Genomic DNA, 22,736 nt, shown 5'->3' with positions numbered 1-22,736 from the left:
TAAAAGGATGGCTTCTGGGTCAGCCTTTTTTAAATAGCATTCGTGATATCTGTATGATGAACGGGAATCAGGCTAAAAAAGCATTCCGTCTGTCTTATTTTATCTGCGCATCGAGGCTCTTTCATTTCGTTCCCATAAGCGGAGATAGGGATAAGGGTCAAATGACCACTCTGTTCGTCCATTTTCTTTGTACATACCATAATGGAGATGAGGAGGGAATTTGCCAGCAGTGCCTGGGGGGCCATACCCTGAGCTGCCAACAGAACCTAATAGGGTTCCTGGCTCTACTAGCTGACCTACTTTAACATCCTTTGCAAATCCATTTAAATGGGCGAAATAATGGTACGTATTATTTATGTCTCGTATACCGATTCTCCAGCCGCCAAATTTATTCCAGCCTTTTAATTCAATGATTCCATAACAAGTTGACCTCACCGGTACGCCATATCCCGCAAAGATATCCGTTCCCTCATGCGTGCGGCGTCCGCCCCAGCCTCTTGCCACTCCCCATGTGCTGTTATAGGTATAATGGCTGCCGAGAGGAAGAGGAAAGACTTTCTTTTGCAGATCAATGGTTTGGTGTTTCCTGAATAGATTGGCATTGCTCATGATGATACTGACAGCGCGGTCCCGGTTATAATATTCCCATACTCCGATTTTAAAGTTATCTGTATCAGCGCCATAGGACATGATGTATTGGGTAATCGCGGCCAATTGATCGTATTCATTCGTAATGTCGGCTTTCCCATCTTGATCTCCGTCCATGCCCATCCCTTCGAAAAAGGATATGGATAAAGGGTTAGAGTCATGTTGATTTGGATTAGCCAGCCCGCTCCATTTATCAGGCGGAATCATAATGCTAAGTGTACCGGACGGATCGGGCAAATCGTTTCTTGCGAGACGTACGCTGCGCTCATATTGATCAAAGGCCGCTATGTAGTACCAGGGCAGCTGGGTGGATGCTTCCACACGTTTATATAATTCCATCCGTCGATTGATCAATTCCTGCTCATCATTAGCTTTGGCAGCCTCTGTACTATGCGGGCTGAAAGAGTATGTGCATATTGATAAGCATAGGAGGAACAGTAAGCGATAGAACACGAGTATCACTCCTTTCGCTGATAAATTTTAGTGATTATTTAATCAAATGCTGTGATATGCTCCATTTTTTGAATGACTTTTTCTTTTTCTGTTCCATCAGAGCGGTTCTCGGTCGAGTAACTCGACATATTCTCTAGGACATCAATAAAACTTGGATCATCCGTAATATAGATCTGATAATAATCAGGTGCGATATGGCTTATGTTCTCCCGAATATTTCTTCTTATTAAATCAGGACGGGAGCCCTCCGGATGGTAAGCAAGCAATATCTCTTCATCCGTGACCAAAGTGCCGGCATCTCTTACACCGGGGATCTGAACGCATAGGGTGGTCAAAATAGTGGCTAAATTATCGCGTTTAACGGCCGGAACCGGTTTATCCTGCCGGTTGGCATAATAGGCTGAGCGCTGCTTGCGTTCATAGCCGTATGTTTTGTCATTAGCGTTTGAGTCACTGAACATATCCTGGTCATAGGTAACATAATCAGTGTTAATCGGCTTAGTATGGCTAGGCGAGCTGGATTGTCCGATATCTGAACTTCCGCATGCGGAAAGGAATAAGAGAGCAAATAGACAGCTTACAATCGGCCAATTCATGGATGTATGCACCTCCTTTTATCGTAGTTTGACCAAGATGTGAAAAATACTTCATGGTTATATGTGGAGAATGCTATAATAAGGGAACAGGTATGCTAAGAGTAAGAGGTGAACAAATTGATCAGCATTAATAATTCTCAATATGAAATCCTGGAAGAACGCGGAGATGGGTTTAATGAAGAAGCCTTTAAAAGCCGTTTCAGTGAAATATTGAACCGTTATGATTATATTTTAGGGGATTGGGGCTACGGGCAGCTCCGATTAAAAGGATTTTTTGATGACCAAAATCAAAAAGCCTCTTATGATAACAAAATCAGCACCATCAAAGAATACTTATATGAATACTGTAATTTTGGATGCTCATACTTCATTCTTCGCAAAACGAAAAAGTAAAAAGCTGCCTTAGAAGGCAGCTCCGTTTGCTGCAGACAAGCACTGTCTGCAGTTTTTTATATGCTTTTGCAGGCTGGAATCTAAATAACCTCGTATAAGAAATCCTTCCACTCAGCCGCTTCATCTTCTGTAAGACCAAAGGCGTGCTCTAAATATCCGGGCTCCTCTAAATCATCAGGTCCAATAATGGCAAAGCGGTTCCCTTGCATATCCAGCACGAGGGTCTTCCCATAAAATCGGTCCGTCACAAGCAATGCCAGGTCAACACGGCTGCTTTCTCCCATGAAGCTGACAAAGCGGGTTTTTGTGTCATACGTATCATCATATAGAAAAAAACGTTCCTCCATGAATGTATATACCTCCAGCCTTAATAATGTGATTGATTGAATCATACCAGAAGAGTGTGATTTTTTGTTGAATTAACCTCTTATTGATCATCTTTTTTCAAATGATAAAGAGTAGAGGATTACGCTTGTCGCATCAAGATTACGATGAATAGCCGATTCCATCTTCTTGAACTTTCTTTTTGAATTCATTAAGCTTAAGGTATTGATAGCGCAACCAAAGGGAGGAGTATCATCATGTACTTTGTCAATCGGGAAGCGATTGAGGATAAATTGCTTTACTTGGTGAATCAAATAGAATTGTTTGAAGAAAAGGGAAGCTTTGATGGCACAGATTACGATAAGCTTATCTTAGAAAGGCTTACACATACGATGGTTGATGCGGTCTTGGATGTGGGGAATGCGATGATTGATGGATTTATTATGAGAGACCCGGGAAGCTACGAAGATATTATTGATATACTCGTTGACGAGCAAGTAATTAATCCTGATATGGAAACGCAATTTAAGGCGATGCTTCCATTCAGAAAGGTGCTAGTACAGGATTATACACAAACAAAACATGAAGAATTGGAAGCTGCTATCAGGGGAAATCTTTCAGCTTTCAAGGCTTTCCCAGCTAAGATTAATGCATATTTGGAAAAAGAGCTTGGGGTTGTAACCGCCTTTAAACCGAAGGAATCATAAGTTGTTTATAAACGTGGGAAAACGAGTCATTTCATGGGAAATGGCTTTTTTTATGGTTTTCTCCGGGTCCTGTATAGAGTAAAGGGGATGAAGGCTTACGCTTTATAGGTCAATATGATAAAGTAGGGAAGAAACTATTACGTTTGGAGAGAAATCAGCGTATGAAAGAATACAAAGGCTATTTAATTGATTTGGATGGGACGATGTATAAAGGGACAGAACGGATAATAGAAGCTGTAGAGTTCGTGCAAGCCCTTCAAAGGAAAGGTATCCCTTATCTATTTGTGACAAATAATTCTTCTCGCACACCGGAGCAGGTAGCGGCAAAGCTGCGTGAATTTGAAATCCCGGCGACAGCTGAGCAAGTGTTCACGACTAGTATGGCAACGGCTAATTATATAGAAGAGCAAAAGCCGGATGCCTCTGTCTTTGTCATCGGAGAAGATGGCATTATCGAGGCTTGTACGAATAAGGGCTTTACGTTTAAACAGGAAGACGCTGACTTCGTCATTGTCGGCCTTGACCGCAGCGTTAGCTATGAGAAGCTTTCGGTAGCGTGCCTTGCAGTAAGGAATGGGGCAACTTTTATTTCAACGAACGGGGATATCGCTATCCCGACAGAACGCGGGCTGTTGCCAGGGAACGGGTCCATTACGTCTGTCGTGACGGTTTCGACGCAAACAGAACCAATCTTTATCGGGAAGCCTGAGTCCATTATTATGGATCAAGCGATGAAGGTGCTCGGTGTTTCTAAAGAAGAAACCTTGATGGTCGGGGATAATTATGATACGGACATTATGGCTGGAATTAATGCCGGTGTTGACACATTGCTTGTTCACACGGGTGTTACAACAAGACTTCATATGGAAGGCCATGAGAAGAAACCAACCTATGCCATTGATTCACTCGCTGAATGGAACATATAATTCTTGCGAACGATACAAGAAATAGCACGAGAACTGAAGTGACCATTTAAAGTTCGCTGCTTCATTAGGCAGCTTGGATAAAATGAGTTCGGTACACTATACCGAACTCATTTTTCATTTAGCCTTATGCGTTTCTCGTGTGGTGTTGTTTGTACTGTCCTCCTATGTGTAAATATAAAGGAGCGGGGCATTACTTATTTCCTGGAAACAGTCCTTGCTGCTTAAATGATGTGAATGGATTCTATATTAAAAGCCAATAGAAAAACTGCCCCTCCAATTGCTAGTTGTCTAACAGTTGGCGTGCAGTTTATCTATCTAATTTATTCTGTATTTGTTGCGCGATGGGCAAGCCTGCTTGATGCAGCTGCGGCAATCGCTCCGACGATGTCATCGAGGAAGGTATGGCATTCGCCGGTAGACTTGTCATTCAGCCTTTGTAAAATACCTGGTTTTTGCTTATCAATGTACCCATAGTTAGTAAATCCAATCGATCCATATACATTGACTATGGACAAAGCCAGAACCTCGTCGACCCCATATAAACCTTCATCCGTCTCGATAATGGATTGCAGCGGATCTTCAAGCAATCCTTTCTCAGAAAGTATATCCAGCTGAATGCCTGTTAAGATTGCATTTTGAACCTCACGCTTTGATAGTACTCTTTCCACATTATCAATACACTCATCAAGCTGCAGATTTGTGTGATATTTATGTTGTAAATACATGACTAGTTCGCCGATTTCCTTTATGCTGACTCCGCGGTCATTTAGCCACTGCCGAGCCGTTTTCTCTGTCATTTCAATAGGCTTTCCTTTCATCTTTCCACCGACTTCCATCATATTATGAATTGAAATTATGCAGTCCGTTACAAAGTAGCTGAACGTGTATATTCTATTCTGCCCGAAAGCGCGCCATTTACCATATATCCCTTTGTCGAAACATATAGTGAACTATAGGATGCCAACCTTTAAGGAGGAGATAGGGCGATGAATCGTGATTCGATTTACACAAATTATGGTTTGACGGTAGAAAATGAGACCACTGTCGGTTCTGTGAAATTGTTTAAAAGCGGAATGCAGTCCTATATATGTTATGCGGCACAAGGCGATGAACGAGAAATAGATGAGCAATATTATATGGCGCATCATTTATATGAACAGGGTGAACCAGGGATTTGGCTGCCTATTATGAACCGCGAGGAAAGTATCCTCACACGGGAATCAGACCAGCCTTATATTGTTTGTATGCAAGGTTCTGTCCTTCCTGCCATTTATGAAACTGGTAAAGCCCTTGCTGTTTTCCATTACAGGGGCCGTACGATTCAAACGCGGATGGAGCAGTCCAGTCGAATGGGGAAATGGAAACAAATGTGGGAGACGCGCATCGACCAGCTGGAAAAGGTATGGAGAGATAAGCTCTTAAGCAAGCCGCAAAATGATTTTGAAAAATTGTTTATCGATTCTTATCCATATTATGCAGGCTTGACGGAAAATGCTATTCAATATTTGGTTGATACCGAGCTTGATGATGATCCTGAGCAGATAGATGGAGGGACAGTGTGCCACACTCGGTTCACCCCGCAAACCTGGGGCTCTCAAACCATTGGGAAAGTGCCAAAGGATTGGGTGTTTGATCATGGAGCCAGGGATATAGCTGAATACGTACGTATGCATTTCTTAGAACAGCCTAATACGTACCACCAAGGCGTTGTTAACTTTCTGCGCCAATATCAAACGGTGTCCCCATTTTCAACCTTCTCAGCCAAGATGACTTATGCCCGATTGCTTCTGCCCATCCATTATTTTGAGACCATCGAAACCTATTATTATATCCGCTCAGAAGGAGAGAAGGCTATGCTTGAGGATAGGCTTAACCAATATGCTAAACAATCAAGCCTTTATGAACGGTTATTGCATGATTTTTATGAAATGGCTGGCATCCCTAGAGGTAATAGCAGGATGACTGTACCTGAATGGATTCAAACTAAAAGAAAAACTATTTGAATATTTGAACAAATTTGAATAAAGAGGTAAGATTAATTTTATTCCAGTAAAGATATAAGTTGTCATGATGGATAGTTATCATCTATAATGTCCTTTATAGATGTACAAATGTCCACTTTACAAAGACAACGCAAGGGGGAGTTTGGGTGAAGCCGATTTCAATAGGATTATTAGGACTTGGTACGGTAGGAACAGGGGTGGTTAAAATCATTAGCAATCATCAGGATAAGCTAATGCACCAGGTAGGCTGCCCTGTAGAGATAAAGAAAATCCTTGTGAAAGATCTTGTAAAAGAGCGGGATGTGACGATTCCAAGCGATATGCTGACGATTTCGAGCGATGATATTATCTATGATCCAGAAATAGATGTCGTCATCGAGGTAATTGGAGGAGTAGAAGAAACTCGTAAGCTTCTTCTTCAAGCATTGAACAATAAAAAGCATGTGGTAACGGCTAACAAGGATTTGATGGCAGTTTATGGCCCTGAGCTTCTATCTGTTGCGTCGAGAAATGGCTGCGACCTTTTCTATGAGGCCAGTGTTGCAGGTGGAATTCCGATTCTGCGCGGCTTGACAGACGGACTCGCCTCAGATCGTATTACGAAGATGATGGGGATTGTGAATGGAACGACGAATTATATACTTACGAAAATGTGCAAGGAGAAGCTTTCTTATACGGAAGCGTTGAAAAGAGCACAGGAGCTTGGGTTTGCGGAGTCCGACCCGACCGCTGATGTTGGCGGGCTGGATGCTGCCCGCAAGATGGCAATCTTGGCCACTCTTGGATTTTCCATGACGATTGATTTGGATGATGTAAAAGTACTAGGGATTACAGAGGTTTCAGATGAAGATCTTGCATTCAGCCAAAAGCTTGGATATACAGTGAAACTGATTGGCCTTGCGCAAAGATGCAAGGAGGATAAGGTCGAAGTCAGTGTTGAACCTACCCTGCTTCCAATCGATCACCCGCTTGCGATGGTGAATGATGAGTATAATGCGGTCTATGTATATGGGGAAGCAGTCGGTGAAACAATGTTCTACGGACCGGGAGCAGGAAGTCTACCGACTGCAACAGCTGTCGTTTCTGATTTAGTTGCTGTCATGAAGAATATGCGTCTTGGCGTGAATGGAAGCAGTGCTGTGCTGCCTCAATTCGAGAAAAGGCTGAAGACCGCCGAAGAAATCTGCGGCAAGCATTTCCTCCGTCTGCGCGTGAAGGATGAGGTTGGCGTCTTTGCCCAGATTACTTCAATATTCGCAGAAGATGGGATAAGCTTTGAGAAGATTATGCAGCTCCCAATTAAAGGTGAACAAGCCTCTGAAATCGTGCTGATTTCTCATGATGCGCCGCTTGCCAATTTCGAGAGGGTGCTTAAGAAACTCAGGACATATGACAAGGTGGAGGAGATCAAGAGTACGTATAAAGTGGAAGGAGGTCTTGTCTGATGGGATGGAAAGGACTATTACAAGAGTTTTCGGAGTTCTTGCCGGTAAATGAACAGACTCCGATGCTAACCCTCCATGAGGGCAATACGCCATTATTCCATTGCAGAAATCTATCGGAGGAACTAGGAGTTGAGCTTTATGTGAAATATGAGGGAGCAAATCCGACTGGCTCCTTTAAAGATAGAGGGATGGTCATGGCGGTCGCAAAAGCGATTGAGGAAGGCAGTGATACAATTATCTGTGCTTCCACAGGCAATACATCGGCCGCTGCTGCCGCATATGCCGCAAGAGCAGGCTTACGCTGTATTGTTGTCATCCCGGATGGAAAGATTGCAATGGGGAAACTCGCCCAGGCAGTGATGTATGGAGCTGAGATTTATGCCATTAAGGGGAATTTTGACCAGGCTCTAGCGATGGTCCGCTCAATCAGCGCGAAATACCCCATCACCCTCGTAAATTCGGTGAACCCTTATCGAATAGAAGGGCAGAAGACGGCTGCCTATGAAGTTTGCCGAGAGCTTGGCAAGGCTCCTGATATTCTTGCGATTCCTGTTGGGAACGCTGGGAATATAACAGCCTATTGGAAAGGCTTTAAGGAATACGATGAAAGTCATCAATCAGGGCTCCCTGAAATGAGAGGATTTGAAGCGGAGGGGGCAGCGGCGATTGTCCACAACCGGGTTTTCGAAGAACCGGAAACGCTGGCAACGGCCATTCGCATCGGTAATCCTGCCAGCTGGGAATATGCCGTAAAGGCCGCGAAGGAGTCCGGAGGGAATATCGATGAGGTTTCTGATGAAGAAATCGTTCATGCCTATAAGCTCCTGGCACGTAAGGAGGGCATATTCGCAGAGCCTGCTTCTTGTGCATCCATTGCTGGGGTCATCAAGCAATTACAATCTGGTCAGATTAAGAAGGGACAGACTGTGGTAGCTGTTTTGACAGGTAATGGGCTGAAGGATCCGAATACAGCCGTTGAATATGGTCATATCACACCGATTGTCATTGAAAATGATGAGGAAGAGCTGGCCAAGCATTTTGGGAGCGTGGTTTCATCATGAATCAGCCTCCCATGCTGCGCATTCAAATCCCGGCAAGTACGGCTAATCTAGGCCCGGGCTTTGACTCGCTTGGAATTGCTCTAGGCCTTTACTTAACCATTGAGGCCTCCCGTTCTGAACATTGGGAGGTTACGATAAATTGTGAGGAAATGCATGGCCTGCCGGAGGATGAATCGAATTATCTCGTCCGGATGGCCCAAAAAGCAGCAACCTTCTTTGGAGAGGAAATGCCGCCATGTCACCTAAAGGTCAAGAGCGAAATTCCTCTTGCAAGGGGTCTTGGCAGCAGTGCCTCTGCCATCATTGCTGGGATTGAGCTTGCCAATGCCTTTTGTGACCTTCAGTTAGATGAGACTCAAAAGATGCGTTTTGCTTCATTAGAGGAGGGACACCCTGATAATGTCGGGGCAGCCCTTTATGGCGGTCTTGCTGTCGGTGTTCAGGTGGAGAATGGAGCTGAAGTTATTTCTTTGCCAGTGGTTGGGGCAGAAGCGATTATAACAATCCCGCCATTTGAATTGAAAACTGAGACATCAAGGTCTTTGCTCCCAGAAAAACTGTCTTTTGGACAAGCAGTCTCGGCAAGTGCAGCGTCCAATACATTTGTCGCGGCCGTCTGTGCTGGAAATTGGGCTCTCGCGGGAAGTATGATGGAGAGGGATCACTTCCATGAACCTTTTAGGGGGGAACTGATGCCCTACTTCACAGAGGTAAGGAAGATTGCAAAAGAATCTGGGGCATATGGTACAGCTGTCAGTGGTGCGGGACCGTCTGTTATCACCCTTGCCAATTTAGAAGCTGTTCCTGTCATATGCCAAGCATTAAAGGAGGCCTTTCCGAATATGTCAATTCAGCATGTTCCGCTTGTGAATCATGGCCCCCTTGTCCAGGCAATCAAATAAAAACAGCGGTTCCCATTTGCCGGGACCGCTGTTTATCGTTTTGGTCATTAGAATACTTGTTCTACTTCAACAACGCCAGGAACTTCTTCAAGTAGGGCACGCTCGATGCCTGCTTTCAGCGTGATAGTGGAACTAGGGCAGCTTCCGCATGCTCCTAATAAACGCAGCTTAACAATACCTTCATCCACATCAACTAGTTCACAGTCTCCGCCATCGCGAAGAAGAAATGGACGCAACTTATCAAGAACGTCTTGAACCTGATCAAATAACTCTTGTTCTGCCAAGGCTATCGACTCCTTTCCTAATCATATTATAATGATTTTGCCTTAAAAAAGCTATCCACATTCCTTGCAGAATCATTAAAAATTGTTACTCAATCCTAAATTAGGTAAGATGAGGAGAGAAGAAAAGAAATGAACAGGGGATGAGCTTGCATGAAAATAGCTGAGGTTTTCGTTTATGGCGCGGAGCAAATTTGCGCAAGCTGTGTGGGAATGCCATCATCAAAAGAAACGTATGAATGGCTGGAAGCTGCGCTTTCAAGGAAATTCCCAAATCAGCCTATTAAATTCACGTATATTGACATAGAATCTCCACAGGAGGAACCATTTGTACGAAAAATGGCTGAAAAGGTCCGGAATGACGAATATTTCTATCCTTTAGTTGTGCTGGATGAAAAGGTACTTGGGGAAGGAAATCCTCGTTTAAAAACGATTTATGAGGCTCTCGAGGCCAAGGGATATAAGAGTGAGGCCATTAAGTAAGATAGGTGATTTTTGGGGCTCCCCAGCACGAATCCAGCCAAACAGAGCCTCCTTGCAGAAAGCGGGATTTTTAGCCTGTCCTCTATTTCTCGCAGGAGTCGAGTGTCCCTAGCTCCGTTCCACTTGTTATTCATAATGGTAGGCAGAAATAAACAAATCCATTGAAAACAAATAAAAACCTGAACTATTAAGCGTAATATTGATTAACATATCACCTAATAGTTCAGGTTTTATCATTGACTGAAATACTTATATCTCAGCCCCACTAAGTTCACCAGGACTTGAAGCATCCTTTGATTCATAAGCATCTAAAGGAATAAGTACATATGCTCCTCATCGAGATAGGAATCACCAATCTTTAATGCGTGCTTTTCTCTCCCGTATATCTCAAATCCCAATGAAAGATACAAGTGCTTGGCCGCATCATTGCTTGTGACAACGGTTAGGTGAATTTGCTCAATTCCTTTCAGCGTTTTCGCCTGTTTGATGGCTTCGATCATCAGGTTCTTTCCAATGCCTTGCCCTCTTTGCGCGGGACTCACGTACATCCCAAAAATATTTGCTTTATGCTTGGTCTTATTCCTTGTCTCTTGTATAACTGTGACCATGCCCACTAGTTCTTCATGAAGAAAGGCACCAAGGGTACAGCCGCTTTCAAGGCGGTCTTTAAACTTCTTTAAGGGATATTCTCGTTCTTCTTCGTAACTGGAGCCGAATGCTTCAGGGCTATCTAGAAGGGCCTCGAGACGCAGCTTGCGAATTGAAAGGGCATCATTCAAATGCAATGTCCGTATTTCCATTACGATTAATTCCTCCTTTTCCCTGGAAATCTAACATGGCAGCTATATTTAGCCTGCAAAGACCGGTAGGCTGATTACAATGATATATGAGCATTGCTCCATTAAAATGAGCGCTAAGAGATACATAAAAGGCAGGTTTTAATAACCTGCCTCCTCTTCATCCATTATGATACTTGTACATCCAAAGGACACCAGATTTTAAGACCCTAGCCATTCTTCCTGTAATCGGGCGTTCAGCCATGAGACCAAAGCCGTGTTTCTTCCCTAATGATCCGAGAATGCCCTTTAGCTTGATAGGCGGGAAGGATTCTGGAATCGGCTCATTTGCCCATTTCTTCAATAAGACTTGATAGATTTGCTCGGCTTGCCCCTCGGCTAGCTGGGCGCTTGGCGCGTGTCCTAGGGCGGCACAATCTCCGACAACGAAGACGTCGGGGTATCCAGGAATGGTGTGCTGCTTTGTCAGGACAATCTTATTGCCCTTATCTTTCTCAACAGGCATGTTTCGAACGGGTTCTACAGGCTGGATGCCCGCCGTCCAAACAATGGCATCACAAGGAATCACTTCATCGTGGTTATAAAGCAGGTTCGGTTCAATTCTTGTAATATTGCTGTTATGGACCAAGGTTACATTATGCTCAACAAACCAGCTTTCGACATAGTTACTTAGTTTCGTCGGGAAGGAGGAGAGAATCTTATCGTTCCGGTCATAAAGGCGAATATCTAAATCAGGCCGGCCCTCAATCAATTCGCTTGCAAGTTCGATGCCGCTCAATCCGCCGCCAATGATAGCGACGACTTTTCCGTGCCCTAAATTATTCAATGCCTGATAGGTGCTCCGTGATTTATCAATCGATTGAATGCTGTACGTATACTCGGCAGCTCCGGGGATGTTATGGTGATTATCCTCACAGCCTAGACCGATGACTAATTCATCATAGGTTAGAGGCTCATCCTGTGTGAAGAGGATTCTCTTCTTTTCTAAATCGATTGAGCTGACTTCTCCATATTTGTAGGAAATGCGTTCATGCTTTGGAAACGCAACGCGGACGGCATGATCAGATATGGAGCCGGCGGCAAGGGCGTAAAATTCTGTTTTTAAGCAATGGTAGGGAACGCGATCAACAAGGGTAACATGAATATCTTCCGGAAAATGCTGATCGGTTAATTTATTCAGTAATCTCATCCCACCATATCCGCCACCGAGGATGACTAAGTTTTTCATGGCTATGACTCCTTTGCTGGGTTATACAAGTTTATTGAATGCTTCTGATAATTCTTCGTTCATCGGTAAGTGCTTATTTCTCTGGCAAATAAAAAAGAGGAATGAAGCGCTATCAAAAATATTTAGTTTTTTTAATTTATTATTAATATTCTAAAATTCCCTTCAAAAGTATATCGAATTAAAAGGAAAATAACAACTAAAAATGTCCAGTTTATGAAACTATATCAAAATAATGGTAATTTAGAATGATTCAACTAATTTGACTATCTCTTTAAAAGGGAGTAGGATGTAGAGTTGAAACAAGGGGTGAAGATCATGAAGCCAATCATTGAGTTCTGTATAAGTAATCTCGCCAGCGGTGCACAGCCCGCTATGGAAAAATTAGACCGAGATCCTAATTTGGATGTAATTGAATATGGCTGCCTCAGCTACTGTGGACTCTGTTCAGCGAGCATGTATGCTTTAGTGAACGGTGACGAGGTGACGGGGGAAACGCCAGAGGAGCTAGTGGAGAATATTTATCAGTATATAGAAGAAAATCCGATGTTTTAATTGGATATGCATAAAATAAGGGAGGCAATGTGTGATGCATTGCCTCCCTTTCCTATTCGTCTGTAAAATCATCTTCATCCTTATGAGCTTCAGCATATTCCTCTGTATAGGGATGTTCTTCGTATGGCTTTAAATCTCCGAATGTCGTCATAATGCCTTCTTCATCAAGGATGTCTTTGAGCTGCTCGAGTTCAGCTGTTGGATAGATTTGAACATTCCTTCCATCTATATCGTTTCCGGCAAAATTCTCGATATCCTCCACATAGCCAATATGCTCATCAGAATTCAAATACACTTGGTCATAATGTTCCTTCGGATCGTAATAATCTGAAGGGGAGTCTGACGAGCCCCACTCTGCGACAGCCTGCCAGGAATCCTCTTCATCAAAGCCAATTACCTCTGTCGGATGCTTTTTACTATATAGGGGGTGTAAAACTTCCTCTTCAACAGGGCGGGTATGCGAAACTGTTTGGTCTGGTGTGTGTTCGATGCAGTACTCGGTAAAAGGGACTGCTTCGAGCCGTTCGAAAGGGATATCCTTTCCGCAAACCGAGCATTTTCCGTATTCCCCTTTCTCCATGGCCTGCAGGGCTTCGTTTATATCTTTAAGCTCCTCTTCAAATAGCTCATTAAGGGAAATATCCTTCTCACGCTCATATAGTTCAGTGCCGGTGTCGGCGGGGTGGTTATCATAGACGGAGAGCTCTCCGACATAATTGTAAAAGTTCTCGTCCTTATGCAGGCCAAAATGGTCATTTAAGGATATATGCTTTTCGACTTCGTTTTTCCGTTCCGTTAACTTTTCCTTCAGAACGGCAAGCTGTGCGGATGAAAGCAAATGCGGACACTCCTTTTTCGATATACTGTCTCTTTATTGTCCGTCATTGTCCATTTGTTTATGTACCTCCATATTATGGGTTTAGGCAAGCGTGTCTTTCGGTTGAGAGTCAGGAGATTTATGTATATACTAATCCTAGAGGATTTTGATTTCCTTCTACATTTTGACAAAAGGGGGAAGAATAAATGTCAACAGAAGTGATTATTGTAACCGAAGCAGCAGCTATTCAAATAAATGAGATGATCAAGGAAAGCGGAGAGGAACAGCCTTACTTGCGCGTTGCCGTCAATGGAGGCGGCTGCAGCGGGCTTACCTACGGAATGAATTTTGATCATGAGAAACAGGAAGACGATATCGAGACGGTTCAGCATGGCATCACCTTCTTGGTAGCGAAGAATGATGCTCCCATCTTGAACGGAACCCGTATTGACTACAAGCAATCAATGCTCGGTGGCGGTTTCACGATTGATAACCCGAATGCGATTGCCTCTTGCGGATGCGGCTCATCCTTTAGAACTAAGGTGAATGCAGGAACGCCGGAGGAATGCTAAATTCTCCTATGACCTCTTCAGCTCACTATGTGATAAAAGCATAATGAGCTGAAGAGGTTTTTTGTTTCCAAAGTTGAGAAGCATATGCCATTAATCCTCATTCTAATTAAAAGAAGGCCATGACTCGAGTCATGGCCTACCGTATAGTTATTCTCAGTCCTTAAACATGCTAGTGCTGTGAAGCGGCTGCACGCGCGCCTTAGGATCCATATAGGCTTTCGCATTATTGATGGCGGTTGGCGCCTCACCGAATCCGCTCGCAATCAGTTTAACCTTTCCGTCATAGGTGCAAATATCACCAGCAGCATATATCCCTGGAATATTGGTTTCCATACGGCTATTGACCACGATGGAATTCTTCTCAATCTCAAGACCCCATTCCTTAATTGGGCCGAGGGAAGATACAAATCCATAGGTGACAAGGACATCATCGACATCGATGGCCTCTTTATTTTCTCCACCTGCTTCTTGCAGGATGATTTGTCTGATCGCTTCTTCGTCGCAAACCATGTCGCAAGGTATGTAAGGTGTTTTAATGATAACATTGGATTTCTTTAGGTTTTCAACACTATGCTCGTGTGCACGGAATTTATCGCGGCGGTGAACAAGAGTGACTTCTTTGGCAATCGGTTCAAGCATTAAGGCCCAGTCAACGGCTGAGTCCCCGCCGCCGCAAACGACAACTTTTTTGCCAGCGAATTTATTAAGGTCATCAACAAAGTAATGAAGGTTTTTTCCCTCGTACTTAGTTGCTTGCTCTAGCTCTAAGCGGCGTGGCTGAAAGGCTCCATTGCCAGCTGTAATGATGATGGTTTTTGAATAATGGATTTCTTTATCTGTTGTCAGCTTAAAGATACCATCAGCTTGTTTTTCGACTTTTTCGACGGCTTGCTCCAGACAAATCGTCGGGTCAAACTTAGCTGTTTGTTCTTTAAGATTATCTACCAGGTCCTGAGCCAGGACTTTCGGAAATCCAGCAACATCATAAATATATTTCTCAGGATAAAGGGCTGATAGCTGTCCGCCAAGCTGCGGCAAGCTCTCGATGATTTTCACGGATGCTTGGCGCATTCCGCCGTAGAAAGCCGTGAATAATCCCACAGGTCCCCCGCCTATTATGGTAACATCGTAGATAGTTTGATCTTCTTTCACATGAAAACCTCCCATTGGTAAGTATGAACTTTTAACTAATAGTAACACAAATGGAACATTCTGTGTTTCTTTAAAGGAATCAAGCGTCCATAATCTTATGATAAAATTAAAGATTATAAAAAATCAAATTATAAGTCGATAGCTGAAGTAATAATCCGACAATATTCACTTTGCTTGAAATATCAACCAAAAGGGAATATAGTGATGGTATAGACAAATGTTAAGGTTTTGTGAAAGTTGTGTACGTATTCGTGAACAAAATCACAATACCTTGATTGATGATATATTTTATACGAAAAGGTGGAAGTGATTACATTGAAAAAGCCTCGTATCGTCATTTTAGGAGCTGGGTATGGCGGGCTATTGACAGCCGTTCGTCTCCAAAAAAAATTGAATGCTAATGAAGCGGAAGTAACGCTCATTAACAAGCATAACTATCATTATGAAACAACTTGGCTGCATGAAGCATCCGCAGGCACGCTTCATCATGACCGACTTCGCTATGATATTACTAGTGTTATAGACAAGAGCAAAGTGAATCTTGTTGAGGACACGGTCATAGAAGTGAACAAGGAAGCCAAGATGGTTGTTTGTGAGAACAATAAGGAAATTCCTTATGACTATCTTGTCGTTGCTTTAGGTGCCGAGTCTGAAACATTCGGCATTGAAGGATTGAAAGAGTATGCGTTCAGCATTTCCAGCGTGAATAAAGCGCGCCATATACGTGACCATATTGAACATCAATTTGCTCTATATGCAAAGGACAAAAAAGAAGAACGGTTGACCATCGTTGTGGGCGGAGCTGGCTTCACAGGCATCGAATTCATTGGTGAATTGGCTAACCGCGTTCCTGGTCTTTGTAAAGAATATGATATCGATCAGAAAAAAGTACGTGTAATCTGTGTAGAAGCAGCGCCTTCTGCTCTTCCTGGATTCGATCCTGAACTCGTTTCTTATGCAGTTGCAAGACTAGAGAAGAAGGGCGTAGAATTCATGATCGGTACGCCAATCAAGGGATGCACAGAAGAAGGCATCATCGTTGGCAAAGGCGAGGAAGAAACGGAAATGATCCCAGCCGGAACCGTCGTATGGGCTGCTGGTGTAAGAGGAAGCAGCATCATTGATAAATCCGGTTTCGAAAACATGCGCGGACGTGTGAAAGTAGAGCCAACATTGCTTGCTCCAGGAGAAGACGATGTATTTGTTATCGGAGATTGCTCCTTGGTTATCAATGAAGAAATCAATCGTCCATATCCGCCAACTGCCCAAATCTCTATGCAGCAAGCGGAAGTATGCGCGAAGAATATACTTGCCCTTGTACGTGGCGGTCAATTAGAGAATTTTGAATACAAACCAAAAGGAACTGTCTGCTCACTGGGAGATGACGATGGAATCGGCGTTGTGTTTGATAAGAAGATTAAGGGAACAAGCGCAGCCATTATGAAGAAAGTCATTGATAACCGTGCTCTTTACATGGTTGGCGGTATATCCTTACTGATGAAAAAAGGTAAATTTAAATTCCTATAATAAAATTAACTGAAACTGTCCTTCTTTTATTAGGACAGTTTTTTTTGCATTTACAGGTCAGGAAAAAGATAAACAGAAAATCAGGAGCTGTATGTGCAAGTTGAAATGACCCAGGAAGTAAATCCCCGCTTATTCGAGTTTCCCCTTATAATGGAAACAAAACAAAAAATATGGGGTGACTGTATGGGAGAAAGAAGCAAGCATGTATGGCTAGGGGTATGTGGATTGGTCATAGCTGATGACGGGAAATGGCTCGTTGTGAAGAAGACATATGGAGGGCTGAAGGGGAAATGGTCTTTGCCTGCAGGGTTTGTGCAACCTGGGGAGACAGCTGACGAAGCGGTTGTACGTGAGGTGAAGGAGGAAACAGGCATTGAGACGGAGGTGATAGGACTGTTTGGGCTGCGGACAGGGGTTATCAAGAATCAAATCAGTGATAATATGCTTATGTTCTTGCTGAAACCGACTTCCACTGCTATTTATGTTCAGGTGGAAGAACTATCAGAGGCCGTTTTTATGGATGAGAGGGATATCAAGAAAGATCCAAATAGTTCTGTTCTCTTAACTGAATTGAATGAAAGGCATGCTTCCTTGCATAAGAAACCATTAGAAGGAAAAAACCCGGGGGATATATTTCACTATACATCCTACAAATTATTCATTTAGTAAGAGAATCAAAGCATTTAGTTGGAAAAGAAGGTTGTATGCGTTTACATGGGGTTAATTGAGGATTTGGAGTCCTTTTCAAATTCCTCTCTCTGTTATATTATCAGAATATTCTATAATCTTTTGTGGGGGGTATGAAAGATGAAGAAAAACAATTATCCATGCTCGTATTGTGCAGGTGCTGGTTATTTTCAGCTTTTGCTCGGAGGATCGGAAACATGCTCCTGCTGCAGCGGAAGCGGGAAGCAGTCTGAACAGAAATAAAGGTATATGGATGACCATTTAGGTGAGTTGACCCAATTGACGAAAATTATTCCATCTTATACACTTACTCATGTAAGAGACAAAAGAGGGGAATGAATGGGGATGTCAATTCCGTTAATGGTGATTTCAATTGTGTTGTTTTTTATTTTGTTTTTCGGCTTAGGGTTTATCCTTAATATGCTTTTCAGAAAAACGTGGATTATGGCTGTGATTTATCCAATCATTGCTTTATATATTACCGGTAATCTTAAATTGAGCGAGTATTTTCTGAACTTTTCGTCAAGCATGAGCTTTCTGTGGGAGAGGGTACAGAGCCTGGCTATGGCAGATGCTGCTATTTTGCTTAGCGGTTTTGCCGGATCGATTGTCTCAGGCGTCGCCATTCGAGTTTTGAGAGTGATGGGATATAGAATGTTCTAATCGAGCTTTTAATGCGTAGGCGCATTAAAAGCTTTTTTTTTGCCAATCATTGCTTATTAACGGAGAACGTGCGGATGAGAATAGAAATGAGTAACTGGGGAAGACTGGTTTGTGTGAGAGGAGTGTATCGAATATGAAAGTATTACTATCCCTATGCAAGAAAGCTGGGATATGCCTTTTGTTCATCGGCGCTTTGACGGTAACTTGGTCTCATTTCACGGGGCTAGGAATTCGTGATTACATGAACCAGACCTTTCTAAATAAGCTGTTCGGCTATATGGAGCCGTTTCATCTCGAACAAACAGCGGCTGCTGCATCGAGTCTAGAAGAATCAAAGGATTGGAGTCAGTACCCTGCGTATGAAGTAATAGCGACTGGCTATACAGCGGGTTATGAATCAACAGGCAAAAAGCCTGGTCATCCCGGTTACGGAATTACCTATTCAGGCGTAAAAGTAAAACGTGATTTATACTCGACAATTGCCGCTGATACGACTGTATTTCCAATTGGAACCATACTCTTTATCCCGCATTATGGGTATGGGGTCGTAGCGGATACCGGTTCAGCTATTAAAGGGAATAAGATTGATCTTTACTATGACACGGTTCAGGATGTCTATCAGGAATGGGGCAAGAAGAAGCTGGAGGTTTACGTCATTAGCTTAGGAAAGGGCGACCTGACGGAAGAGGAATTGACCTCCTTGAATGACACCGAAAGTCTCCAGGTATTTAGAAACCAAATGAACAAGAAAAGATAATCTCGTTGTGTATGCAAGTGGACCTTCTTTATTTGAAGGTCCATCTTGCTTATTTTTATTGGGAATACATGCAGCTATAATTGCAACAATTTTTCGAACCTTATTTTATAATAAGGGAAGAGGAGGAATGAAAATGTTTATCGTCAAGAATGAAAATCCATCCGTATTGTCTATTCCCGTGCTCGCTACAGGTGTGTTCGGGCAACCTGTTACATTATCAGCAAACTTATCCGAGGGAGATAAACTCTTGAATGGGAAGCTGCAAGAATTAGCTAAGTCGGGTGATGTATCTGCGAAGAAGAAGCAAATTTCTCATTTACACACATTGGGACTATTGAAACCAGAACGTCTTGTATTTGTTGGTTTGGGCAGACAGAAGGAGCTGTCATTTGATAGCCTTAAGGAAGCCTTTGGCGCACTTTTCCAGGACATGGAGAATAGGGGCTGGACCCATATAGCCATTGATTTAGAATCCTTTTTGACAGAGACGATTACCCCTGAGGAAGCAGCCTTTGCCCTGAGTGAAGCGTATTCACTGTCGACCTATCAATTCGAAGGCTATAAGAAAAGAAAGAATGAGCAGCCACGTCAAATCGAAGAAATTACGGTCTATACTGAGAACGACCGAGCGTCGATTGAATCCGCGCTGTTTGTCGGCCATACATATGGAAAGGGGACAAACTCTGCGCGTAATCTGGTGAATTTGCCAGGCAATATGCTCACTGCTACAGATATGGCTAACTACGCTCAAGGGCTTGCCGAGAAATATCAATTTGAATGTGAGATTCTGGAGAAAAGCGAGATGGAAGAACTCGGAATGGGAGCCTTACTCGCGGTCAACCAAGGGTCGACTGAACCGCCTAAAATGATTGTCCTTAAATACCAAGGTAAAGAGAAATGGACAGATGTAATTGGCCTTGTCGGAAAAGGAATCACCTTTGATACAGGGGGCTACTCTATTAAGACGAAGGCAGGCATTGTCGGCATGAAGACAGATATGGGCGGGGCAGCGGCTGTGCTTGGCGCAATGGAAATCATCGGCGAATTGAAGCCTGAACAAAATGTGGTGGCAGTCATTCCGTCTACAGATAATATGATCTCAGGTAATGCCTTTAAGCCGGATGATGTGATTGTCTCCATGAGCGGCAAGACGATTGAAGTGCTGAACACGGATGCGGAAGGCAGGCTTGTTTTGGCTGACGCCATAACCTATGCCAAGCATCATGGCGCAAACTATCTAGTGGATGTGGCTACCTTAACAGGCGGTGTCATCACGGCTCTTGGCGTGGAAATGACCGGGGCAATGACAAATGATGAAAGCTGGTTTGAGGAAGTGCTTCTTGCATCAGAAGAAGCCGGGGAACCGATGTGGAGACTCCCGATTACTGAGAAGGATAAAGCCCGTGTTCGAGGCAGCAAAATTGCTGACTTGAATAATTCGCCAGGTTCAGAGGGACATGCCATCATGGGAGGGGCATTCGTGGGAGAATTTGCAGAAGATACGCCATGGGTGCATCTTGATATCGCTGGAACGGCAACAAGACGAAGTGCTTTTGAACTCGGTCCAGCAGGTGCTACAGGGGTAATGGCAAGAACACTTGCTACTCTTGTGGAACGCTTTGGTCTTGAGGAAACAGACTAATTATAAGGATAGACCGGAAGAAGAAGCGCACTCTTGGAGAGCGCTTCTTCTTTTATCTTGAAAACTTGCCTTGAAGGATAGTTATTCGCCCTTACATGCTCATGGGTTGATGCATACATAATAGTGTAGGCATTAAACATACAGGAGGTATTCTAAAGATGAATCCAGAAATGATGATGAGCAGACAATGGGGAAGACCATGGGGAAGACCGTGGGGCAGACCCTGGGGCAGACCATTTATTGGCCGGCCATGGGGTGGACCGTTTTACGGAGGCTATGGAGGATTTGGTGCAGGATTGGCAGGAGGATTAATAGGTGGAGCATTGGCAGCCCCACTTCTATACGGACCATATGCCGGAGGCTTCTTCTGGTAAAATAACAAATGACCAGCAGGATGACTGCTGGTTTTTACATACAATTTGCAGGAACATATTGAGAGTATGAAGAAATAGTAGGATAGTAAAGATTATAGAAAGAAGGGTATGATTGCATGAAGGATTATAAAGACACATTAATGGGAACACTCGGGATTGATATTTTAGAGGCTGAAGAGGGAAGGATAGTCGCTACAATGCCTGTTGACCATCGTACCCACCAGCCGATGGGCTTGCTTCATGGAGGCGCTTCTGTCGCTTTAGCCGAAACGGTCGCAAGCATGGGAGGCTTTTTATTGGTCGACTCCGATAATGAGGCCGTTGTTGGTCTTGAAATAAATGCCAATCATATTAAGGGTAAGCGGGAAGGGATTGTAACAGCAACAGGAACGGTTCTCCATCGGGGAAAGAAAACGCAAATTTGGGAGATTCGGATTACAGACGAAGAGAATGAATTAATCTGTATCAGCCGCTGCACACTTGCAGTGATTCAGGTGAAGAAATGAATGACCAGAAGTCACTCCTCTTATCAGGGGTGATTTTTTGCATACAATCTGAATAGCAGGCTGTTGATAAATGGCAAAAAAACTGCAGACCAATTGGTCTGCAGCCTTGAACCGGGCATTACATCGGTTCTTTTATTTGTTATCTTCAGATACTTGTCTGGTCTTACTCAAATCATCCCGCACAGTCATTTTTGACAGCTTAGCGCCTGTATTGTAAGCTGCCCGGCTGATTAAATGTCCGGCCACAGGTGCGGTCATAAAAATAAAGATGACAGCCAAGAGAATCCGGGAATTGAAATGTCCTTTTACGATCCAGAAATACAGGAATGTGCCAATTAAGACAAAGGTAACAGCTAAGGTAGATGTCTTAGAAGCAGCGTGGCTTCTTGTATATACATCAGGGAATCGTAAAATACCAAGTGCGGATACGACAGTGAGCAATGAACCGATAACAACGATAGCAATAAAGATATAACTATAGATCTCGTTCATTTTCGATGATTTCTCCTTTCTCCAGGAATTTAGAAAAAGCGACCGTTCCAGTGAAAGAGAGAATACCAATCAGCAAAATAACCTCGAGGAACATGGATGTATCCAGCAAAATCGACAAGACGGCAATCATGCAAATTAAGTTTGTCCCGATGGCATCAAGCGCGACAACCCGATCCGGGATGCTCGGTCCTTTAATGACCCTATAGACGAGAATACCCATGGAGATGGTAATGCACAATAATGCTAATTGCAGCATGAAATTTAGCATTATTCACTCACCTCCTTGATAACTCGTTCAAAGGAATCGCGGATTCCTGCTGTCATTTCATCGATTTCACCTATATTAAGCGCATGGATATACAAGGTCTGATTATCAGGTGAAATCTCCATTACTAGTGTTCCTGGCGTTAACGTAATCATGTTAGCAAGAAGGGTTATTTGCCAATCTTTCTTTAAGGTTGTTTCATAGCTAAAGATTCCAGGCTTCAATTCAAGCTTTGGACGAAGGATTGCCTTAAAGACATCGAGGTTCGCGATAAGTAACTCCCTGATAAAAATCAATAGCAGTTTTACAACGGAGACAACCTTACGTAAGTAAAAGGGAGTATCAAAGAATCTCCTGAACAGATAAAGGATAATCGCACCAAGCAAATAGCCGATTACAAAAGATGAACCCGTCGCAGACGTGGTGAGGAACATCCAGGTTAGAGCCAAAATCATGTTTAATATAATTTGATAGGACATGTCG

General features: G+C 43.4%; 29 protein-coding genes and 1 pseudogene. 18 read left to right on the top strand and 12 right to left on the bottom strand.

Going from position 1 to position 22,736, the window contains the following annotated elements; all coding sequences use genetic code 11:
- Positions 1-99 precede the first annotated feature (99 nt).
- The gene (locus CYL18_RS10445) at positions 100-1,101 is read right to left on the bottom strand and encodes a M23 family metallopeptidase (protein ID WP_330847582.1); all 1,002 of its coding nucleotides are present in this window, start codon (positions 1,099-1,101) and stop codon (positions 100-102) included.
- 38 nt (positions 1,102-1,139) lie between these two features.
- Positions 1,140-1,697: a YhcN/YlaJ family sporulation lipoprotein gene (locus tag CYL18_RS10440; protein ID WP_104849451.1), complete on the bottom strand. Its 558-nt coding sequence runs from the start codon at positions 1,695-1,697 to the stop codon at positions 1,140-1,142.
- 117 nt (positions 1,698-1,814) lie between these two features.
- Between CYL18_RS10440 and CYL18_RS10435 the strand changes: the two genes are divergently transcribed.
- Complete coding sequence (locus CYL18_RS10435; RefSeq protein ID WP_104849450.1) at positions 1,815-2,090, top strand: YutD family protein; 276 nt, start codon at positions 1,815-1,817, stop codon at positions 2,088-2,090.
- Positions 2,091-2,170: 80 nt separating this feature from the next.
- On the opposite strand, the gene CYL18_RS10430 is transcribed toward CYL18_RS10435, so the two are convergent.
- Entirely contained in the window at positions 2,171-2,437 is a 267-nt protein-coding gene (locus tag CYL18_RS10430; protein ID WP_104849576.1) for a DUF3055 domain-containing protein, read from the bottom strand.
- A gap of 234 nt (positions 2,438-2,671) precedes the next feature.
- Here CYL18_RS10430 and CYL18_RS10425 point away from each other — a divergent pair, with 234 nt between their 5' ends.
- Together CYL18_RS10425 and CYL18_RS10420 are read left to right on the top strand one after the other, a co-directional pair.
- A complete protein-coding gene (locus CYL18_RS10425) occupies positions 2,672-3,121 on the top strand; it encodes a DUF86 domain-containing protein (protein WP_104849449.1) in 450 nt (149 codons plus the stop codon).
- 161 nt (positions 3,122-3,282) lie between these two features.
- Entirely contained in the window at positions 3,283-4,047 is a 765-nt protein-coding gene (locus CYL18_RS10420; protein WP_104849448.1) for a TIGR01457 family HAD-type hydrolase, read from the top strand.
- Positions 4,048-4,367: 320 nt separating this feature from the next.
- On the opposite strand, the gene CYL18_RS10415 is transcribed toward CYL18_RS10420, so the two are convergent.
- A complete protein-coding gene (locus CYL18_RS10415; protein WP_104849447.1) occupies positions 4,368-4,865 on the bottom strand; it encodes a phosphatidylglycerophosphatase A family protein in 498 nt (165 codons plus the stop codon).
- Between the two features lie 168 nt (positions 4,866-5,033).
- Here CYL18_RS10415 and yutH point away from each other — a divergent pair, with 168 nt between their 5' ends.
- The 4 genes from yutH to thrB all read left to right on the top strand — a co-directional run bounded on the left by yutH (position 5,034) and on the right by thrB (position 9,458).
- The gene (yutH, locus tag CYL18_RS10410; RefSeq protein ID WP_104849446.1) at positions 5,034-6,050 is read left to right on the top strand and encodes a spore coat putative kinase YutH; all 1,017 of its coding nucleotides are present in this window, start codon (positions 5,034-5,036) and stop codon (positions 6,048-6,050) included.
- 146 nt (positions 6,051-6,196) lie between these two features.
- On the top strand, positions 6,197-7,495 hold the full coding sequence (locus CYL18_RS10405; protein ID WP_104849445.1) for a homoserine dehydrogenase: 1,299 nt from the start codon (positions 6,197-6,199) through the stop codon (positions 7,493-7,495).
- Positions 7,495-8,556: a threonine synthase gene (gene thrC / locus CYL18_RS10400; RefSeq protein WP_104849444.1), complete on the top strand. Its 1,062-nt coding sequence runs from the start codon at positions 7,495-7,497 to the stop codon at positions 8,554-8,556. Before CYL18_RS10405 ends, thrC begins: the two co-directional genes overlap by 1 nt.
- Positions 8,553-9,458, top strand: coding sequence for a homoserine kinase (thrB, locus tag CYL18_RS10395; RefSeq protein WP_104849443.1), 906 nt, complete (start codon positions 8,553-8,555; stop codon positions 9,456-9,458). The genes thrC and thrB overlap by 4 nt, the downstream gene beginning before the upstream one ends.
- A 47-nt stretch (positions 9,459-9,505) precedes the next feature.
- On the opposite strand, the gene CYL18_RS10390 is transcribed toward thrB, so the two are convergent.
- Positions 9,506-9,748, bottom strand: coding sequence for a NifU family protein (locus tag CYL18_RS10390; protein ID WP_231589579.1), 243 nt, complete (start codon positions 9,746-9,748; stop codon positions 9,506-9,508).
- A 144-nt stretch (positions 9,749-9,892) separates the two neighbouring features.
- Between CYL18_RS10390 and CYL18_RS10385 the strand changes: the two genes are divergently transcribed.
- The gene (locus CYL18_RS10385; protein ID WP_104849442.1) at positions 9,893-10,222 is read left to right on the top strand and encodes a YuzD family protein; all 330 of its coding nucleotides are present in this window, start codon (positions 9,893-9,895) and stop codon (positions 10,220-10,222) included.
- 308 nt (positions 10,223-10,530) lie between these two features.
- Here CYL18_RS10385 and CYL18_RS10380 read toward each other — a convergent pair whose 3' ends face one another.
- Entirely contained in the window at positions 10,531-11,022 is a 492-nt protein-coding gene (locus CYL18_RS10380) for a GNAT family N-acetyltransferase (RefSeq protein ID WP_104849441.1), read from the bottom strand.
- Positions 11,023-11,179: 157 nt separating this feature from the next.
- Positions 11,180-12,247 carry an NAD(P)/FAD-dependent oxidoreductase gene (locus tag CYL18_RS10375; protein ID WP_104849440.1) on the bottom strand — a complete coding sequence of 356 codons (1,068 nt, stop codon included), beginning with the start codon at positions 12,245-12,247 and terminating at the stop codon, positions 11,180-11,182.
- 312 nt (positions 12,248-12,559) lie between these two features.
- On the opposite strand from CYL18_RS10375, the gene CYL18_RS10370 reads away from it, so the two are divergent.
- A complete protein-coding gene (locus CYL18_RS10370) occupies positions 12,560-12,799 on the top strand; it encodes a YuzB family protein (RefSeq protein WP_104849575.1) in 240 nt (79 codons plus the stop codon).
- Between the two features lie 52 nt (positions 12,800-12,851).
- On the opposite strand, the gene CYL18_RS10365 is transcribed toward CYL18_RS10370, so the two are convergent.
- The gene (locus CYL18_RS10365; protein ID WP_104849439.1) at positions 12,852-13,637 is read right to left on the bottom strand and encodes a TraR/DksA C4-type zinc finger protein; all 786 of its coding nucleotides are present in this window, start codon (positions 13,635-13,637) and stop codon (positions 12,852-12,854) included.
- Positions 13,638-13,822: 185 nt separating this feature from the next.
- Here CYL18_RS10365 and CYL18_RS10355 point away from each other — a divergent pair, with 185 nt between their 5' ends.
- Positions 13,823-14,188 (top strand): HesB/IscA family protein, encoded by a 366-nt coding sequence (locus CYL18_RS10355; RefSeq protein WP_104849437.1) that lies wholly within the window; start codon positions 13,823-13,825, stop codon positions 14,186-14,188.
- Positions 14,189-14,341: 153 nt separating this feature from the next.
- Here CYL18_RS10355 and CYL18_RS10350 read toward each other — a convergent pair whose 3' ends face one another.
- Complete coding sequence (locus CYL18_RS10350; protein ID WP_104849436.1) at positions 14,342-15,340, bottom strand: NAD(P)/FAD-dependent oxidoreductase; 999 nt, start codon at positions 15,338-15,340, stop codon at positions 14,342-14,344.
- Positions 15,341-15,655: 315 nt separating this feature from the next.
- Here CYL18_RS10350 and CYL18_RS10345 point away from each other — a divergent pair, with 315 nt between their 5' ends.
- The 8 genes and pseudogenes from CYL18_RS10345 (at position 15,656) to CYL18_RS10315 (ending at position 21,496) form a co-directional block, all read left to right on the top strand.
- Positions 15,656-16,867, top strand: a complete 1,212-nt coding sequence (locus tag CYL18_RS10345; protein ID WP_104849435.1) for an NAD(P)/FAD-dependent oxidoreductase — start codon at positions 15,656-15,658, stop codon at positions 16,865-16,867.
- A 183-nt stretch (positions 16,868-17,050) separates the two neighbouring features.
- Entirely contained in the window at positions 17,051-17,533 is a 483-nt protein-coding gene (locus tag CYL18_RS10340) for an NUDIX hydrolase (RefSeq protein ID WP_104849434.1), read from the top strand.
- A gap of 141 nt (positions 17,534-17,674) precedes the next feature.
- Entirely contained in the window at positions 17,675-17,797 is a 123-nt protein-coding gene (locus tag CYL18_RS19270; protein ID WP_161497123.1) for a YuiA family protein, read from the top strand.
- A gap of 96 nt (positions 17,798-17,893) precedes the next feature.
- Positions 17,894-18,217, top strand: coding sequence for a YuiB family protein (locus CYL18_RS10335; protein ID WP_104849433.1), 324 nt, complete (start codon positions 17,894-17,896; stop codon positions 18,215-18,217).
- A gap of 322 nt (positions 18,218-18,539) precedes the next feature.
- Positions 18,540-18,974 (top strand): annotated as a pseudogene (locus tag CYL18_RS10330) (3D domain-containing protein); the annotation flags it as partial.
- Between the two features lie 133 nt (positions 18,975-19,107).
- Positions 19,108-20,616 carry a leucyl aminopeptidase gene (locus tag CYL18_RS10325; RefSeq protein WP_104849431.1) on the top strand — a complete coding sequence of 503 codons (1,509 nt, stop codon included), beginning with the start codon at positions 19,108-19,110 and terminating at the stop codon, positions 20,614-20,616.
- 158 nt (positions 20,617-20,774) lie between these two features.
- Positions 20,775-20,990, top strand: a complete 216-nt coding sequence (locus tag CYL18_RS10320) for a hypothetical protein (protein WP_104849430.1) — start codon at positions 20,775-20,777, stop codon at positions 20,988-20,990.
- 116 nt (positions 20,991-21,106) lie between these two features.
- Positions 21,107-21,496, top strand: coding sequence for a hotdog fold thioesterase (locus tag CYL18_RS10315; RefSeq protein WP_104849429.1), 390 nt, complete (start codon positions 21,107-21,109; stop codon positions 21,494-21,496).
- A 132-nt stretch (positions 21,497-21,628) separates the two neighbouring features.
- Here the strand turns inward: CYL18_RS10315 and mnhG are convergent, their stop codons facing one another.
- From mnhG to CYL18_RS10300, 3 genes are read right to left on the bottom strand one after another with little or no spacing between them, the layout of a single operon-like run.
- On the bottom strand, positions 21,629-21,988 hold the full coding sequence (gene mnhG / locus CYL18_RS10310) for a monovalent cation/H(+) antiporter subunit G (protein ID WP_104849428.1): 360 nt from the start codon (positions 21,986-21,988) through the stop codon (positions 21,629-21,631).
- Positions 21,972-22,256, bottom strand: coding sequence for a Na(+)/H(+) antiporter subunit F1 (locus tag CYL18_RS10305; RefSeq protein WP_104849427.1), 285 nt, complete (start codon positions 22,254-22,256; stop codon positions 21,972-21,974). Before CYL18_RS10305 ends, mnhG begins: the two co-directional genes overlap by 17 nt.
- The gene (locus CYL18_RS10300) at positions 22,256-22,732 is read right to left on the bottom strand and encodes a Na+/H+ antiporter subunit E (protein WP_104849426.1); all 477 of its coding nucleotides are present in this window, start codon (positions 22,730-22,732) and stop codon (positions 22,256-22,258) included. Before CYL18_RS10300 ends, CYL18_RS10305 begins: the two co-directional genes overlap by 1 nt.
- Positions 22,733-22,736 lie beyond the last annotated feature (4 nt).

The sequence above is a fragment of the Pradoshia eiseniae genome (assembly GCF_002946355.1).
GTDB classification, from domain to species: domain Bacteria; phylum Bacillota; class Bacilli; order Bacillales; family Pradoshiaceae; genus Pradoshia; species Pradoshia eiseniae.
The sequence above is the reverse complement of the archived record's forward strand: the minus strand, read 5'-3'. Positions and strand labels throughout refer to the sequence as shown.